This is a genomic window from Streptomyces sp. NPDC027663, from assembly GCF_055566415.1.
In genome coordinates this window covers 419,436-434,314 of sequence record NZ_JBVHSK010000006.1, presented here as the reverse complement: position 1 = coordinate 434,314, position 14,879 = coordinate 419,436, and the positions used below count along the sequence as shown (strand labels likewise).

General features: G+C 69.3%; 13 protein-coding genes and 1 tRNA gene. 11 read left to right on the top strand and 3 right to left on the bottom strand.

All coding sequences use genetic code 11. The features are described from left to right. Nucleotides 1-3: 3 nt before the first annotated feature. Entirely contained in the window at nucleotides 4-1,044 is a 1,041-nt protein-coding gene (locus ACZ4SF_RS19805) for an SMI1/KNR4 family protein (protein ID WP_468385848.1), read from the bottom strand. A 261-nt stretch (nucleotides 1,045-1,305) separates the two neighbouring features. On the opposite strand from ACZ4SF_RS19805, the gene ACZ4SF_RS19800 reads away from it, so the two are divergent. Beyond that, on the top strand, nucleotides 1,306-1,821 hold the full coding sequence (locus ACZ4SF_RS19800; RefSeq protein ID WP_468385844.1) for a YwqJ-related putative deaminase: 516 nt from the start codon (nucleotides 1,306-1,308) through the stop codon (nucleotides 1,819-1,821). A 73-nt stretch (nucleotides 1,822-1,894) separates the two neighbouring features. Beyond that, entirely contained in the window at nucleotides 1,895-2,389 is a 495-nt protein-coding gene (locus ACZ4SF_RS19795) for an SUKH-3 domain-containing protein (protein ID WP_468385841.1), read from the top strand. Nucleotides 2,390-2,657: 268 nt separating this feature from the next. Here ACZ4SF_RS19795 and ACZ4SF_RS19790 read toward each other — a convergent pair whose 3' ends face one another. Next, complete coding sequence (locus ACZ4SF_RS19790; RefSeq protein ID WP_468385838.1) at nucleotides 2,658-3,974, bottom strand: sensor histidine kinase; 1,317 nt, start codon at nucleotides 3,972-3,974, stop codon at nucleotides 2,658-2,660. 166 nt (nucleotides 3,975-4,140) lie between these two features. Here ACZ4SF_RS19790 and ACZ4SF_RS19785 point away from each other — a divergent pair, with 166 nt between their 5' ends. The 7 genes from ACZ4SF_RS19785 (at nucleotide 4,141) to ACZ4SF_RS19755 (ending at nucleotide 10,014) form a co-directional block, all read left to right on the top strand. After that, the gene (locus tag ACZ4SF_RS19785; protein WP_468385835.1) at nucleotides 4,141-5,013 is read left to right on the top strand and encodes a helix-turn-helix domain-containing protein; all 873 of its coding nucleotides are present in this window, start codon (nucleotides 4,141-4,143) and stop codon (nucleotides 5,011-5,013) included. A gap of 11 nt (nucleotides 5,014-5,024) precedes the next feature. Further along, nucleotides 5,025-5,095: transfer RNA gene (locus tag ACZ4SF_RS19780), tRNA-Gln, on the top strand. 135 nt (nucleotides 5,096-5,230) lie between these two features. Further along, complete coding sequence (gene glmU, locus ACZ4SF_RS19775; protein ID WP_468385832.1) at nucleotides 5,231-6,679, top strand: bifunctional UDP-N-acetylglucosamine diphosphorylase/glucosamine-1-phosphate N-acetyltransferase GlmU; 1,449 nt, start codon at nucleotides 5,231-5,233, stop codon at nucleotides 6,677-6,679. Nucleotides 6,680-6,834: 155 nt separating this feature from the next. Further along, nucleotides 6,835-7,815 carry a ribose-phosphate diphosphokinase gene (locus tag ACZ4SF_RS19770; protein ID WP_468385830.1) on the top strand — a complete coding sequence of 327 codons (981 nt, stop codon included), beginning with the start codon at nucleotides 6,835-6,837 and terminating at the stop codon, nucleotides 7,813-7,815. Nucleotides 7,816-8,024: 209 nt separating this feature from the next. Then, nucleotides 8,025-8,618: a 50S ribosomal protein L25/general stress protein Ctc gene (locus ACZ4SF_RS19765; RefSeq protein ID WP_468385827.1), complete on the top strand. Its 594-nt coding sequence runs from the start codon at nucleotides 8,025-8,027 to the stop codon at nucleotides 8,616-8,618. A 75-nt stretch (nucleotides 8,619-8,693) separates the two neighbouring features. Next, on the top strand, nucleotides 8,694-9,296 hold the full coding sequence (pth, locus tag ACZ4SF_RS19760) for an aminoacyl-tRNA hydrolase (RefSeq protein ID WP_468385824.1): 603 nt from the start codon (nucleotides 8,694-8,696) through the stop codon (nucleotides 9,294-9,296). Between the two features lie 211 nt (nucleotides 9,297-9,507). Next, a complete protein-coding gene (locus ACZ4SF_RS19755) occupies nucleotides 9,508-10,014 on the top strand; it encodes a hypothetical protein (RefSeq protein ID WP_468385822.1) in 507 nt (168 codons plus the stop codon). An 87-nt stretch (nucleotides 10,015-10,101) separates the two neighbouring features. Here ACZ4SF_RS19755 and ppc read toward each other — a convergent pair whose 3' ends face one another. Beyond that, nucleotides 10,102-12,846 carry a phosphoenolpyruvate carboxylase gene (gene ppc, locus ACZ4SF_RS19750; protein ID WP_468385820.1) on the bottom strand — a complete coding sequence of 915 codons (2,745 nt, stop codon included), beginning with the start codon at nucleotides 12,844-12,846 and terminating at the stop codon, nucleotides 10,102-10,104. A gap of 301 nt (nucleotides 12,847-13,147) precedes the next feature. On the opposite strand from ppc, the gene ACZ4SF_RS19745 reads away from it, so the two are divergent. Both ACZ4SF_RS19745 and ACZ4SF_RS19740 read left to right on the top strand, forming a co-directional pair. Further along, nucleotides 13,148-14,155, top strand: a complete 1,008-nt coding sequence (locus ACZ4SF_RS19745; protein WP_468385817.1) for an acyl-CoA desaturase — start codon at nucleotides 13,148-13,150, stop codon at nucleotides 14,153-14,155. Further along, nucleotides 14,152-14,826 carry a TetR/AcrR family transcriptional regulator gene (locus tag ACZ4SF_RS19740; RefSeq protein WP_468385814.1) on the top strand — a complete coding sequence of 225 codons (675 nt, stop codon included), beginning with the start codon at nucleotides 14,152-14,154 and terminating at the stop codon, nucleotides 14,824-14,826. Before ACZ4SF_RS19745 ends, ACZ4SF_RS19740 begins: the two co-directional genes overlap by 4 nt. Nucleotides 14,827-14,879: the final 53 nt, after the last annotated feature.

Below are 14,879 nucleotides of genomic sequence, written 5' to 3'. Positions count from 1 at the left end.
AGCTCACTCCCCCGCCGGACCGGACGACACCGAGCCGGAAGACACCGGCACGACACGCGCGAAACCGCCGTCGACCATCAGATTCGCCACCGTCTCCAACTCCGGCGGACTACCGGCGAGCCGGGACAGGAACACGTCGAAATCGTCACCGCACGACAGCAGCAGACGCTCCACCCGCTCCGCCGGCGACCACGAAGGGTCCACGTCACGCACATCGTCGTACGCGCAGAACCACACCGAACCGACCCGGTCGCCCTTCACCTTCACCGCGAGCAACCCGCCCTGCACGAAGGCGACCCCGAGGTATTCCTTCGTCAGATGGTCACGCAGACACTTGTTGACGTACACCAGGTCATTGACCGCCGCCTCGTCCCGCACCGTGAAGAACGGCTGGTCCAGCAGCAGCCCCAGCTCGGGATCCAGCGCCGTACCGACCGGCGCACAACCACCCGCCGCCTTCAGGAACGTCCGATAGGCACCCGGAAGCCGGTAACCCAGGTCCTCCTCGACCCCCAGCACCTGCGCCTCCGCCACCGCCACACCCGACTTCGGCAGCCCGAAGTGCGCCGGCCGGGTCTCCTGCAACGGCCGCGTACCCCGCTTGCCGTGGTCCACCAGCGCCGTCGACACCCCACCGTGATGCCGCAGCAACGCCTTCACCTCGACCGGAACCAGCTCCAGCCGCCGCGTCCCGGCCACGTGATGCCACGTCCAGCCGTGCGGCGTCGCCACACCCGGCACCGTGTCCCACAGAGCATGCCCCGCAGCCGCCAGCGCCGCGTTCGCCGACACATAGTCCGTCAGCCGCAGCTCATCGACCCCGAACCCCTCCGGCGGCTCGGCGATCTCCACCGCCACGCGCGCATACGGCGAGAAATCCGGAAAACCCCGCTCATCGACCCGTACCCCTCTCGGGTGACGTGCCGCCCGGACCGGATCGGGAAAATGCACGACCTGCCCGGCATAGGCCGCGTTCGGCGGCGTGGCTTGTCCCCCAGCCTGGCGGCTGGGCGGCGCCCCCAGCCCGAGCCGACCTGTCGTCATGGCGGTAGCCCCCTGCGGCGTTGTCTCTGGCCTGAACGGCGGTGTCGATCGCGGATGCCGACAGCCTAAGCGGTACGCGAACCCCGGTCACCGGCCCACCGCGTCCTCACCCGCCCCACCCCTCCGCCTCCGTGACCAGCCGTCACCCCACCGTCACCGCACACCCCCGCACGGGCGTGTCGCGCCGCCCCAGCTTCCCCACCAGCCACGGCATTTGGCACCCTGTGTCCTTCGGGGGGATGCCCAGGGAGGGAAACGATCATGAACACGTTGCAGACCGGAGGTACCGACGTGCGGGCCGGCGACCCTCGCATCGACTGGAGCGGAACCGACACACCCCCCGCCCCCACCCTCCGGCACCGCCGCGACGGCATCCTGCCCACCGTCGCCGCCGCCCTCTCCGTCCGCGGCGCCACCCTCACCGGCACCGCCGCCCGCAGCGACCAGCCCCCCGCCCTGCACCCCCTCGTCCAGGACTTCCTCGACACCCTCACCAGCACCCAACGCGACCGCTTCACCGGCCGCTGCGCCGAAACCATCCTCATCTCCCGGCACATCACCACCGCCGACGCCGCACGCAGCAAACGCGCCGCCCGCAAACCCATGACCAACGGCGAAGCACGCAGAGCACTCAAGAACGCCAAACTCACCGCCCGGCGCATACGCGAGGACGGCGACCCCCTCCACGGCAGCTTCGCCGCCCCCTGCCGCACCTGCACCGCCCTCAGCGCCCACTTCGGCGTCCGCATCGTCGACCCCACCGCAACCCACGGCTGACCACCCCCGTCAACCCCGGTAACACCCGCACCGCCACGCGAGCACCCGCACGCACCGGACGAACGAAGGGCAGATGCACCCCGACCGCACCTCGACCACGCGCTTCCCCGTACCCGTCGACGCCGCCCTGCGCGCCGCCGGCTGGCAACCCGGACGCTGGGACATAAAGCAGGCCGAGATCTGGGCAGACGCCCTCCGCGAACACACCTCACCCGCCGGACACCGGCACAGCGTCTTCCCCGCAGCCGTCGAGGCCTGGGCCGAATTCGGTGGCCTGACCATCACCCCCACCGGCCCCGGCCGCCAGATCGCCCCCGCCACCCTGCACCTCGACCCCCTGCACGGCCGTCACCTCGCCCGCACCCTCGGCGACCTCGGCCGCGCCCTCGGCACCGAACTGTGCCCCCTGGGCGAAGAAACCGACACCGCCGCCGCCCTCGCCATCGACGCCGAAGGCCGCGTCTACACCGTCGACCACACCGGCGACTGGTACCTCGGCCCCGACATCGACCACGCCCTCTCCATCCTCATCACCGGCATCCCCCCGACACGCCTCACCGCCGGCTGACCCACCCCGCCCCAGCCGACGGGCCCAGCAGGGCCCACCGAGCCATAGGGATGCCCACCAGGCGTGGCAAGGGAGACCGACCAGGAGGCGCGGCAAGGGAAACCGACCGGGCCGGGAAACCGACCGGGCCGGGGAGCCACAGGCCCGGGGAGCCACAGGGCCGGGGAGGCACAGGCCCAGGGAGCCACAGGGCCGAGACCGACCGGGCCAGGGAGGCATACGGCTGGGGAGGTACAGGGCCGGGTGCCCACCACACCCCCGCGGCCCCCTACACCGCCGGAATCACCGCCGACACCCGGAACCCACCCGCATCCGTCGGCCCGGACACGAACACACCACCCAGCGCCACGACCCGCTCCCGCATCCCCACCAGACCGTTCCCACCCGACGGCAACCCCGCCGCCGACGCCGACGCCGGCTCCGGCGGCGGCTCGTTCTCCACCTGCATCGCGATCTCCGACACCCGATGCGCCAACCGCACATGCGTCTTCGCACCCGCCGCATGCTTGTGGACGTTCGTCAACGCCTCCTGCACCACCCGGTACGCCGTCTGCTCCACGTGCGCCGCATACGCCCGCACCTCCCCGTCCACCGACAGATCCACCACCATCCCCGCGGCAGCCGACTGCCCGATCAACTCATCCAGCTCCGACAGACACGGCCCCTCCGCCCCGCCCACCTCGACCGCCGCGACCCGGGACGCCGCCTCCGCAGCCGCCTCCCCGACCGCCGCCAACGGCACCGCGGCGGCCCGCCGCTCTCCGTCCGCCCCCGCCCGCAGCACCCCGAGCATCTCCCGCAACTCCGTCAGCGCCTGCCGCCCCATGTCCCCCACCAGGGCAGCGTTCCGCACCGCCTTCTCCGGATCCTTCCGCGCCACCGCCTGCAACGCCGCCGCATGCACCACCATCAGACTCACCCGGTGCGCGACCACATCGTGCATCTCCCGGGCGATCCGCGTCCGCTCCTCGCCCCGCGCCCACTCGGCCCGCTCCTCCGCCCGCTCCGCGAGCAACTGAAGCTCCCGCTCCAGCGAATCCGCCCGCTCCCGCAGACTCTCCATCAACCGCCGCCGCGCCCCCACGTACAACCCCAGCAACACCGGCGGAGCCGTCAGCCCCAACGCCGTCGTCACCGCAGCGAACGGCACGAACCAGTCACCGAGCGTGAGATCCCCGCGCGCCATGTCCTGCCGCACCCGCACGAACGTCACCACCGCCGTCCCCAGCAGCGACATCCCCGCCAGCGCCCCGATGACCCGCCGCGGCAGCTCACACGCCGCCAGCGTGTACAGCCCGACGACACTCAGCAGAAAACCCATCTGCGCCGGCGTGATCGCGATCGCCACCAGCACCACCGCGACCGGCCACTTGCGCCGCACCAGCAGCACCGAACCGGCGATCACCCCGAAAACGATCCCCACCGCCACCGGGATCCCGGCATCCCGGGCGAACGGAATTCCCTCCGCGGCGCACTCCACTGCCGACGCCAGCGCGAGAGCCCCGTCGAGCACCGCACTGCGCCACCTTCCCCACCACCAAGGGCCGGTCAGGGCCCTGGCGTGGTCTTCCCCCGTCGTGGTCATGTCTCCAGCGTACGGGCGAGGGGTACGGCTTTTCCGGTGACTTTCACCGACCCCTCACCACCACAGCGGGGCATCGAGCGAATTCGAAACCCTCCGATATCCCTCGAACTGGTGAACCCTTCCCGTTCGACACCGGAATCCAGCATTCCGTCCGGACGGTATGCGTATGACACATCCGCCCGGCAAATACGCCGACTTCGACGGCCTGCGAGAGCGGGCGGTCGCCTTGCGCCGCGCCGGCCACAGCCTCCGCCAGATCCGCGACCAGCTGAAGATCTTCAACAACGACATCCTCAACCAGCTGGTGAAGGGAGAACCGCCACCGGAGTGGACCAAGCGCCCCAACGCCAAGGACGACCTGCGAGCGAAGGCACGAGAGCTGCGACTCCAGGGCTGGACCTACGACCAGATCGAGGCAGAACTGGGCTGCTCACGGAGTTCGGTGTCGCTGTGGGTACGGGATCTGCCGAGGCCGGAGCGCAGGCGCAGCCCTGAGGAAGCGGCGGCAATCGCCCGCAAGGGCTGGGAAGAGAAGTTGCGCATCCGGGACGACGAGCGCAGGCGCACGAAAGAAGAGGCCCGGCTCGCGATCGGCGTTCTGTCGAGTCGCGAACTGTTCCTGTTGGGCGTGGGGCTCTACTGGGCCGAGGGCGGCAAGGACAAGCCGTACGACCGCCGGGAGAACGTCGCCTTCGTGAACAGCGATCCCGGGATGATCGAGGTGTTTCTGGCCTGGCTGGACCTGCTGGGAGTGGAGCGAGACCGACTGCGCTTCGCAGTGATGATCCACGAGACGGCGGACATCAGCTCGGCCGAGCGCTACTGGGCAGACCTGGTCGGTGCCACTGCCGGCTCCTTCTACAGGACCACCGTCAAGAAGCACAATCCGAAGACGGTCCGCAAGAACACCGGCACCAACTACCGGGGTTGCCTCGTGGTCAAAGTCCTGAAAGGCGCCGACTTGTACCGTCGCATCGAGGGGTCTTGGTACGGCATAGTGGAGGCCGCACGCGAAGCCGATCAGCCAAATCGGACATAACGCGCAAACCATCCCGGATCGTCTAAAGGCAGGACAAACGGTTTTGGTCCGTTGAATGAGGGTTCGAATCCTTCTCCGGGAGCCCACACCACACAAAACCTAAGTTCGGGCCCTGACCGGTAACCCCCCGGTCAGGGCCCGCTCTCACATCCCCCCAACCTCCCCCCGGTATCCTGCGGCTGTCACCCCCACCCACCCACAGCCGAAGGGCAACCCCGTGAGTGCCATCCGCCCGGCAGCAGTCGTCGTTCTCGCAGCGGGTGAGGGCACCCGTATGAAGTCGGCCACACCCAAGGTTCTGCACCAGATCTGCGGCCGCTCCCTCGTCGGCCACGTCCTCGCCGCCGCCCGTGAGCTGGACCCCGCGAACCTGGTCGTCGTCGTGGGTCACGCCCGTGAGCAGGTGACCGCGCACCTGAACGAGATCGACCCGGAGACCAGGACCGCGGTGCAGGCCGAGCAGAACGGGACCGGGCACGCCGTGCGCATGGGCCTGGAGGAGCTGGGCGGGGCCGTGGACGGGACCGTCGTGGTCGTGTGCGGGGACACCCCGCTCCTCACCGGGGAGACGCTGGCGCGGCTCGCCGGGACGCATCACGCGGACGGCAATGCGGTGACCGTGCTGACGGCCGAGGTCCCGGATGCGACGGGGTACGGCCGGATCGTGCGGGACGAGGTGACGGGTGCCGTCACGGCGATCGTGGAGCACAAGGACGCGACCGGGGTCCAGCGGGAGATTCGGGAGATCAACAGCGGGGTGTTCGCGTTCGACGGGCAGCTGCTGGCGGACGCGCTGAAGAAGGTGCGGACGGACAACAGTCAGGGTGAGGAGTACCTGACGGACGTGCTGGGGATCCTCCGCGAGGCCGGTCACCGCGTCGGCGCCTGCGTGGCCGGTGATCACCGGGAGATCGCCGGGATCAACAACCGGGTGCAGCTGGCGGAGGCTCGCCGGATCCTGAACGACCGGTTGCTGACGCGGGCGATGCTGGACGGGGTGACGGTCGTGGATCCGGCGACGACGTGGGTGGATGTGACGGTCACGTTCGAGCAGGATGCGGTGGTGCATCCGGGTACGCAGCTCAGTGGTGTCACGCACATCGGTGAGGGTGCCGAGGTGGGGCCGAACAGCCGGCTGAAGGACACCCGGGTGGGTGCGGGGGCCCGGGTGGACAACACGGTGTCCGATGGGGCTGTGGTGGGTGCGCAGGCGAGTGTGGGGCCGTTCGCGTATCTGCGTCCGGGTACCCGGCTGGGTGCGAAGGGCAAGATCGGGACGTACGTGGAGACGAAGAACGCGTCGATCGGTGAGGGTACGAAGGTGCCGCATCTGTCGTATGTGGGGGATGCGACGATCGGTGAGTACTCGAACATCGGTGCGGCGAGTGTGTTCGTGAACTACGACGGTCAGGACAAGCACCACACCACGATCGGGTCGCATTGCCGGACGGGGTCGGACAACATGTTTGTGGCTCCTGTCACGGTGGGGGACGGTGCGTACACCGCTGCCGGGTCTGTGATCACGAAGGACGTGCCGCCCGGTTCGCTGGCCGTGGCCCGCGGTCAGCAGCGGAATATCGAGGGCTGGGTGGCGCGGAAGCGTCCGGGGAGCGCGGCGGCGAAGGCGGCCGAGGCGGCGTCCGGGCAGGGTGGGGACGAGGACTGACGGGAAACGGGTGCGTCAAACACGGCGTACCGTGATAAGTGCACATCCGCACGAGTGCACCCCCGCATCCTTACCAGCTGATTTGGCCTCTCGCGCCCAGCAGAGAGGTCGCCGAGCAGCCGGCTGGCTGAGACAACCTCTGAGGAGACAGTGCTGTGACCGGGATCAAGACGACCGGCGAGAAGAAGTTGATGTTCTTCTCCGGCCGCGCCCACCCCGAGCTTGCCGAGGAGGTCGCCCAGCAGCTGGGTGTCGGGGTCGTCCCGACGAAGGCCTTCGATTTCGCGAACGGCGAGATCTACGTCCGTTACCAGGAGTCGGCTCGTGGTGCGGACTGCTTCCTGATCCAGAGCCACACGGCTCCGATCAACAAGTGGATCATGGAGCAGCTGATCATGATCGACGCGCTGAAGCGTGCGTCGGCTCGTTCCATCACGGTGATCGTGCCGTTCTACGGTTACGCGCGGCAGGACAAGAAGCACCGGGGTCGTGAACCGATTTCGGCGCGTCTGATCGCGGATCTGATGAAGACGGCGGGTGCCCACCGGATTCTGACGGTGGATCTGCACACGGACCAGATCCAGGGCTTCTTCGACGGTCCGGTGGATCACCTGTTCGCGCTGCCGCTGTTGGCGGACTACGTGGGTGAGAAGGTGGACCGGGAGAAGCTGACGGTGGTGTCGCCGGACGCGGGCCGGGTGCGGGTGGCGGACCGTTGGTGTGACCGGCTGGGTGCGCCGCTGGCGATCGTGCACAAGCGGCGTGACAAGGACGTGGCGAACCAGGTGACGGTCCACGAGGTCGTGGGTGAGGTCAAGGGCCGTGTCTGTGTGCTGGTCGATGACATGATCGACACGGGTGGCACGATCTGTGCGGCTGCGGATGCGTTGTTCGCGCATGGTGCGGAGGACGTCATCGTGACGGCGACGCATGGTGTGCTGTCGGGGCCGGCTGCCGATCGGCTGAAGAACTCGCGGGTGAGTGAGTTCGTGTTCACGAACACGTTGCCGACGCCGGCGGAGCTGGGCCGGGATCTGGACAAGATCAAGGTGCTGTCGATCGCTCCGACGATTGCGAGTGCGGTGCGTGAGGTGTTCGAGGATGGTTCGGTGACGAGCCTGTTCGACGAGCAGTGAGGTTTCTGCAGGCTACGTTCCGGCGTTAGCTGAAGATCCTTTTGGGTGCGGCCTCCCTTGCCGAGTAGACTGCTGCAGTTGCTCGGCGAGGGAGGCCGTACTCCGTTTCTGCGGGTGTCCGGTGCTCCGTTATCGACGCGCTCTTCGTAGCAGGCCGTTCGTGGCCGGGTGACCACGTCCGTTCCGAGTTCCTACGAGGAGTGATCAACATGTCCGAGGTGAAGCTCACCGCCGAGACCCGTACCGAGTTCGGCAAGGGTGCCGCCCGTCGCATCCGCCGTGACAACAAGGTTCCGGGTGTTCTGTACGGCCACGGTTCCGACCCGCTGCACCTGACCCTGCCGGGCCACGAGCTGCTGCTGGCGCTGCGTACGCCGAACGTCCTGATCTCCCTGGACATCGACGGCAAGTCCAACGAGCTGGCGATCCCGAAGGCCGTGCAGCGTGACCCGCTGAAGGGCTTCCTGGAGCACGTGGACCTGCTGCTGGTCAAGCGTGGCGAGAAGGTCACGGTCGAGATTCCGGTGCACACCGAGGGCGAGCTGGCCCCGGGTGGCTACCTGCTGGAGCACGTCCTGGCCGCGCTGCCGGTCGAGGCCGAGGCCACGCACATCCCCGAGGCCGTCACGGTCTCCGTCGAGGGCCTGGAGGCCGGTGCCTCCATCCACGCCAAGGACATCACCCTGCCGAGCGGTGTGACCCTGGCCGTGGACGAGGACGCCGTGGTGCTGCAGGTGCTGCAGGCCCAGGTCGAGGAGACCGAGGGCGAGGCCGCCGAGGGTGAGGAGGCGGCGGAGGCCTGATCCTCGCCGTCGTCATCAGCTGGTCAGCCGCCGCTCCCCTCGCCGGGGGCGGCGGCTGGCGCGTATCAAGGAGACATGGACGTGACCACTCCCGCCAGTGATCCCTGGCTGATCGTCGGGCTCGGTAATCCCGGCCCGGAGTACGCCATGAACCGGCACAACGTCGGTTTCATGGTGGCGGACCTGCTCGCGGAGCGGATCGGGGGGAAGTTCAAGCGGGCGGGCAAGGCGCAGGCGCAGGTGCTGGAGGGGCGGATCGGTCCTGCCGGGCCGGCGAATCGCCGGGTGATCCTGGCGAAGCCGATGTCGTACATGAATCTGTCGGGCGGCCCGGTGAACGCGCTGAAGGACTTCTACAAGGTTCCGGTGGCGAACGTCGTGGCCGTGCATGACGAGCTGGACATCGATTACGGGACGCTGCGGCTGAAGCTGGGCGGCGGTGACAACGGGCACAACGGTCTGAAGTCGATGACGAAGGCGATGAGTCCGGCGTATCACCGGGTGCGGTTCGGGATCGGCCGGCCGCCGGGGCGGATGCAGGTGGCGGACTTCGTGTTGAAGGACTTCTCGTCGGCGGAGCGCAAGGAGCTGGACTACCTCGTGGACCGTGCGGCGGATGCGGTGGAGTGCCTGGTGACGGAGGGGCTGGAGCGGGCGCAGAGCGCGTACAACTCCTGAGCGGGGGCGTAGGTGATCGGGGGCGTCCCACAACTCGTGTGCGGGGGCGTAGGTGGCCGGGGGCGTCCTACAAGCTCCTGAGCGGGGGTGTAGGTGGCCGGGGGCGTCCTACAGCTCCTGAGCGGGGGTGTAGGTGGCCGGGCGTCGTACAACTCCTGACTTGTCCGCCCAGGACGCCCGGCGGAGTTGACCGGTCGTAGCGGTATGGCCAATGATCCCGGCCATGCCTGCCACAGCCAGTACCGCTCGCCAGGCGTCCGTGACCGCGTTGCGGTTCGGGCGGGTCGCGGCGATGGGAGCGCTCGCCGCACTGATCGTTTTCTGCGGAGTGTGGGGTTCCTGGGGGACCGCGCAGCACGTGATGCTGACCAAGGGGCGGGAGCGGGGCACGGTCCGGGTGACGGACTGTGCCGGGGACACCTGCAGCGGCCCGTTCACGTCTTCGTCGGCGGGCGCGCCGGCGCGGGCGCGCGTGGAGATCGGGCAGTCCCTGGCGGTGCGTGTGGGGACGACGTACGACGTGGTGCTGAAGCCGGGCACGAGGGACGCGGTGCGTTGCGGTCCGGCGGGGATCCTGTACGCGTGGGTGCCGCTGGGCGGGGCGCTGTTGCTGGCGTCGGTGGTGGTCGCGGGCGGGATGCGGCTGCTGCGGGCGGCGTGGGTGCTGGGGCTGTCCGGGGCGGGGCTGCTGACGGCGGCGTTCGTGGCGTTGCAGTGAGCGGACCGCTGAGCGGCTCGGCGTTGTGAACGAGGGTGCCCCCGGGGTCGTACGACCGCGGGGGCACCCTCGTCCGTGTCGTGGCTGTCAGCCGGTGTTGCGCAGGCCTGCTGCCACGCCGTTGACGGTGAGGAGCAGGGCGCGGGAGAGCAGCGGGTCGGGCTCGGTGCCGGCGGCTGCCGCGTCGCGCTGCCGCTTGAGCAGGGTGACCTGGAGGTAGGAGATCGGGTCCAGGTAGGCGTCGCGGATGGTGAAGGTCTGCTTCAGGACGGGCTGGGCGTCCAGCAGTTCCTGCTCGCCGGTGATGCGCAGCACCTCGCGGACGGTCAGTTCGTGTTCGGCCTTGATGGTGTCGAAGACGTGCCTGAGTTCGTCCGGGACGAGGGTGTCGACGTAGTGCTGGGCGATCCGCAGGTCCGTCTTGGCGAGGGTCATCTCGACGTTGGAGACGAAGTTGCGGAAGAAGTGCCACTGCTGGTGCATCTCGTCGAGCACGGTGTCCCCTTCCTGCCGCAGGCCCGCCTCGCGCAGGGCCTTGAGGCCGGAGCCGACGCCGAACCAGCCGGGGACGATCTGCCGGGACTGGGTCCAGCCGAACACCCAGGGGATGGCGCGCAGGCCGTCGAGGCCGGCGCCGGAGTCGGGGCGGCGGGAGGGCCGGGAGCCGAGGTGCAGGTCGGCGAGCTGGTCGACCGGGGTGGAGGCGAAGAAGTACGCGGGCAGGTCGGGGTCCTCGACCAGGCGGCGGTAGGCGGCGTGGGCGGCGTCGGAGACGACGTCCATGGCGGCGTCCCAGCGGGCGAGGGCCTCGTCGGACTGGCGGGGGGCGGTGTGCAGGGCGGAGGCCTGGAGGGTGGCTGCGACGGTCAGTTCCAGGTTCTCCCGGGCGAGGGAGGGGATGAGGTACTTGTCGGAGATGACCTCGCCCTGCTCGGTGACCTTGATCTCGCCCTCCAGGGTGCCCCAGGGCTGGGCGAGGATGGCGTCGTGGGAGGGGCCGCCGCCGCGGCCGACGGTGCCGCCGCGGCCGTGGAAGAGGCGCAGGCGTACGCCGTAGCGGTGGGCGACGTCGCGCAGCCGGCGCTGGGCGCGGTGGATCTCCCACTGGCTGGTGGTGATGCCGCCGAACTTGGAGGAGTCGGAGTAGCCGAGCATGACCTCCTGGACGTCGCCGCGCAGCGCGACCAGGCGCCGGTAGGACGGGTCGGAGAGCATGTCCTCCAGGATGGTGTCGGCGGCCTTCAGCTCGTCGGTGGTTTCCAGGAGGGGGACGATGCCGATCTTCGCCCAGCCGGCGTGCAGGTCGATCAGGCCGGCTTCGCGGGCGAGGACGGTGGCGGCGAAGACGTCGTCGGCGCCCTGGCACATGGAGATGATGTAGGACTCGATGACCTCGGGCCCGAAGACCTGCAGGGCCTTCTTGACGGTCTCGAAGACGCCGAGGGTCTTCTGCCCGGCGGCGTCGACGGGTGCGGGGGTGGGGGCGAGCGGCCTTCTGGAGCGGAGTTCCTTGGCGAGGAGCTTGGCCCGGTAGTCGCGGGGCATGTCGGCGTAGCGCCAGGACTCCTCGCCGAGCCGGTCGAACAGCTGGCCGAGGGCGTGGTGGTGGGCGTCGGCGTGTTCGCGGACGTCCATGGTGGCGAGCTGGAGGCCGAAGGCGGCGAGGGTGCGGATGGTGCGGGCGAGGCGGCCGTCGGCGAAGAGGCCGCCGCGGTGCTCGCGCAGGGAGGCCTGGATGATCCGCAGGTCCTTCAGCAGTTCGCCGGTGCCGAGGTAGTCACGGCCGTCCTCGTGCGGGGTGCCCTTGGCGAGGCGCTGCTTGGTGTTCTCCAGCTTCTGCCGGATGCAGGTGGCCTTGAGCCGGTAGGGCTCCTCGGCGTTGAGGCGCTTGTAGCGGGGGCTGATCTCGGGGAGCAGTTCCAGGTCGGCCTTGAGGGACTGCAGCAGCTCTTCGGTGGCTCCGGCGTAGCGGATGGAGTTGGAGAGCAGGCCGCGCAGTTCGTCGATCGCCTCCAGGGCGTCGTTGATGCCGTGTTCGTGCTGGAGGATGAGGACGTCCCAGGTGACCTGGGGGGTGACGTTGGGGTTGCCGTCGCGGTCGCCGCCGATCCAGGTGCCGAAGGTGAGCGGGCGGGTGTCGTCGGGGAGCTTGACGCCGACGCGTTCCAGTTCGGCGGTCAGGTCCTCCAGGACGTCGCCGACGGCGTCGGCGTGCAGTTCGTCGAGGTAGTAGATGGCGTTGCGGGCCTCGTCGGCGGGCTCGGGCCGGACGACCCGCAGCTCGTCGGTCTGCCAGACGAGGTCGATGTTCTCGGCGAGGCGGATGTCGTGGCGGCGCCGGTCGGTGTCGAGGACGGGGGTGTCCAGGAGCGCGGCGATGCGCCGGAGCTTGTTCAGGACCGACCGGCGCGCGGCCTCGGTGGGGTGCGCGGTGAAGACCGGGCGGACGTTGAGGTGCTGGACGGACTGCCTGAGGTGCTCGGTGTCGGCGTCCTTGAGCCGGTCGGCCGTGCGGGCGAGGAGGCCGCCCTCGGCGGCGCGCCGGGCGCGCAGTTCCCGGCCGCGGTGCACCTGCTCGGTGATGTTGGCGAGGTGGAAGTAGGTGGAGAAGGCGCGGACCAGCTTGGCCGCGGTCTCCAGTTCGGTGCCGCGCAGCAGCTCGGCGGCGGCCTCGCCGTCCTCGCGGGTCAGGCGGCGGACCTTCTCGACGAGGTCGAGTAGCTCGGGACCTTCCTGCCGTACCAGGGTCTCGCCCAGGAGATCACCCAGCCGGCGGATGTCGGCGCGCAGCTCGCTGCTGGTCGTGGTGGTCTGGTCGTCGGCACTGCTCACAGGTGCGGCTCCTTGCAGTGTTGAAGCTCGTCTGGGAGGGAACCCGTCCGGCTGCCGGCGGCAGGCGCCGCATAGGGGCCGGAGGGTCCGGGAAGGAAACTTCAGCGGACCGCGCTGTCCGACCGAGACCAAGGATAGGTGGCCATGCGGACGCGCAGGGTCTGGGGCTCTTGCCGCGGCACGACACGCTGACATACTTACGACGCCGTAGGTTACGGAACCGTAGGGAAAGTACCGTCGAGTACCGACCGGTCCCGCGGCCCGGCACCTGTCTCGACCCTCGACCCCACAGGGGACGCGCATGACCTCACGTTCCGATCTGATCGAAGAAGCCCGCAGGACCACCGACACACCTCTCCCCTCCGCGACGCTGGGCGGTGAGCAGAAGCGGTCGGTCGAGCAGATCACGCTGCTGCTCTTCATCACCGTGCCGTTCCTGGCTCTGGTGGCGGCCGTGCCGCTGGCCTGGGGCTGGGGGGTGAGCTGGCTCGATCTGGGCCTGATGGTGTTCTTCTACTTCCTCGCCTGCCATGGCATCACGATCGGTTTCCACCGGTACTTCACCCATGGTTCGTTCAAGGCCAGACGGCCCCTGCGGATCGCTCTGGCGGTCATGGGGTCGATGGCGGTCGAGGGCCCGCTGGTGCGCTGGGTGGCCGACCACCGCAAGCACCACAAGTTCTCCGACGCCGAGGGGGACCCGCACTCCCCGTGGCGGTTCGGGGAGACGGTTCCCGCTCTCATGAAGGGCCTGTGGTGGGCCCACATCGGCTGGCTGTTCGACGAGGAGCAGACCCCGCAGGAGAAGTACGCGCCGGATCTGATCAAGGACAAGGCGATCCGGGCGGTCTCCCGCCAGTTCGTCCTGTGGACGTTCGTGTCCCTGGCGCTGCCGCCGCTGATCGGTGGTCTGGTGACGATGTCCTGGTGGGGCGCGTTCACCGCGTTCTTCTGGGGTTCCCTCGTACGGGTGGCGCTGCTGCACCATGTGACGTGGTCGATCAACTCGATCTGTCACGCGGTCGGCAAGCGGCCGTTCAAGTCGCGGGACCGCTCGGGCAACGTGTGGTGGCTGGCGGTCCTGTCGTGCGGCGAGTCGTGGCACAACCTGCATCACGCCGACCCGACGTCGGCGCGGCACGGTGTGATGCGCGGCCAGATCGACTCGTCGGCGCGTTTCATCCGCATCTTCGAGCTGCTCGGCTGGGCGTACGACGTGCGCTGGCCGTCACGCTCGCGTATCGATTCGCGCCGTGACACCGGGGGAGGCGGCTCCCGGCGCCGGAAGGAGACTGCCGAGGCGGCATGATTGATGCCGTGGCGACCGATTCCAGCAGCAGCTCCAACGACAAGCAACGGCGGACCCGCCGGACCCGTATGACCGGTGCCGAGCGCCGCCAGCAGCTGCTGGAGATCGGCCGCACCCTTTTCGCGGCCAAGGGCTTCGAGGGCACGTCGGTGGAGGAGATCGCCGCGAAGGCCGGGGTGTCCAAGCCGGTGGTGTACGAGCACTTCGGCGGCAAGGAGGGCCTGTACGCGGTGGTGGTCGACCGCGAGATGCGCCGGCTGCTGGACATGGTGACCAGTTCGCTGACGGCCGGCCATCCGCGTGAGCTGTGCGAGCAGGCGGCTTTCGCGCTCCTCGACTACATCGAGGAGTACACGGACGGTTTCCGCATCCTGGTCCGTGACTCGCCGATCCCTCAGTCGACGGGTTCGTTCGCGTCGCTGATCTCGGACATCGCCACCCAGGTGGAGGACATCCTGGGCCGCGAGTTCAAGTCCCGCGGCTTCGATCCGAAGCTGGCCCCGCTGTACGCCCAGGCCCTGGTCGGCATGGTCGCCCTGACCGGCCAGTGGTGGCTGGACGTACGCCGTCCGAAGAAGGCGGAGGTGGCGGCGCATCTGGTGAACCTGGCGTGGCACGGGCTGGACGGACTGGAGCCGAAGCCGCGGCTGATCGGGCACCGCAAGAGCTGAGGGTCACGGGACGAGGTGGAGCAAGCAGACCGTCAGGTTGATCTTGTTCGACC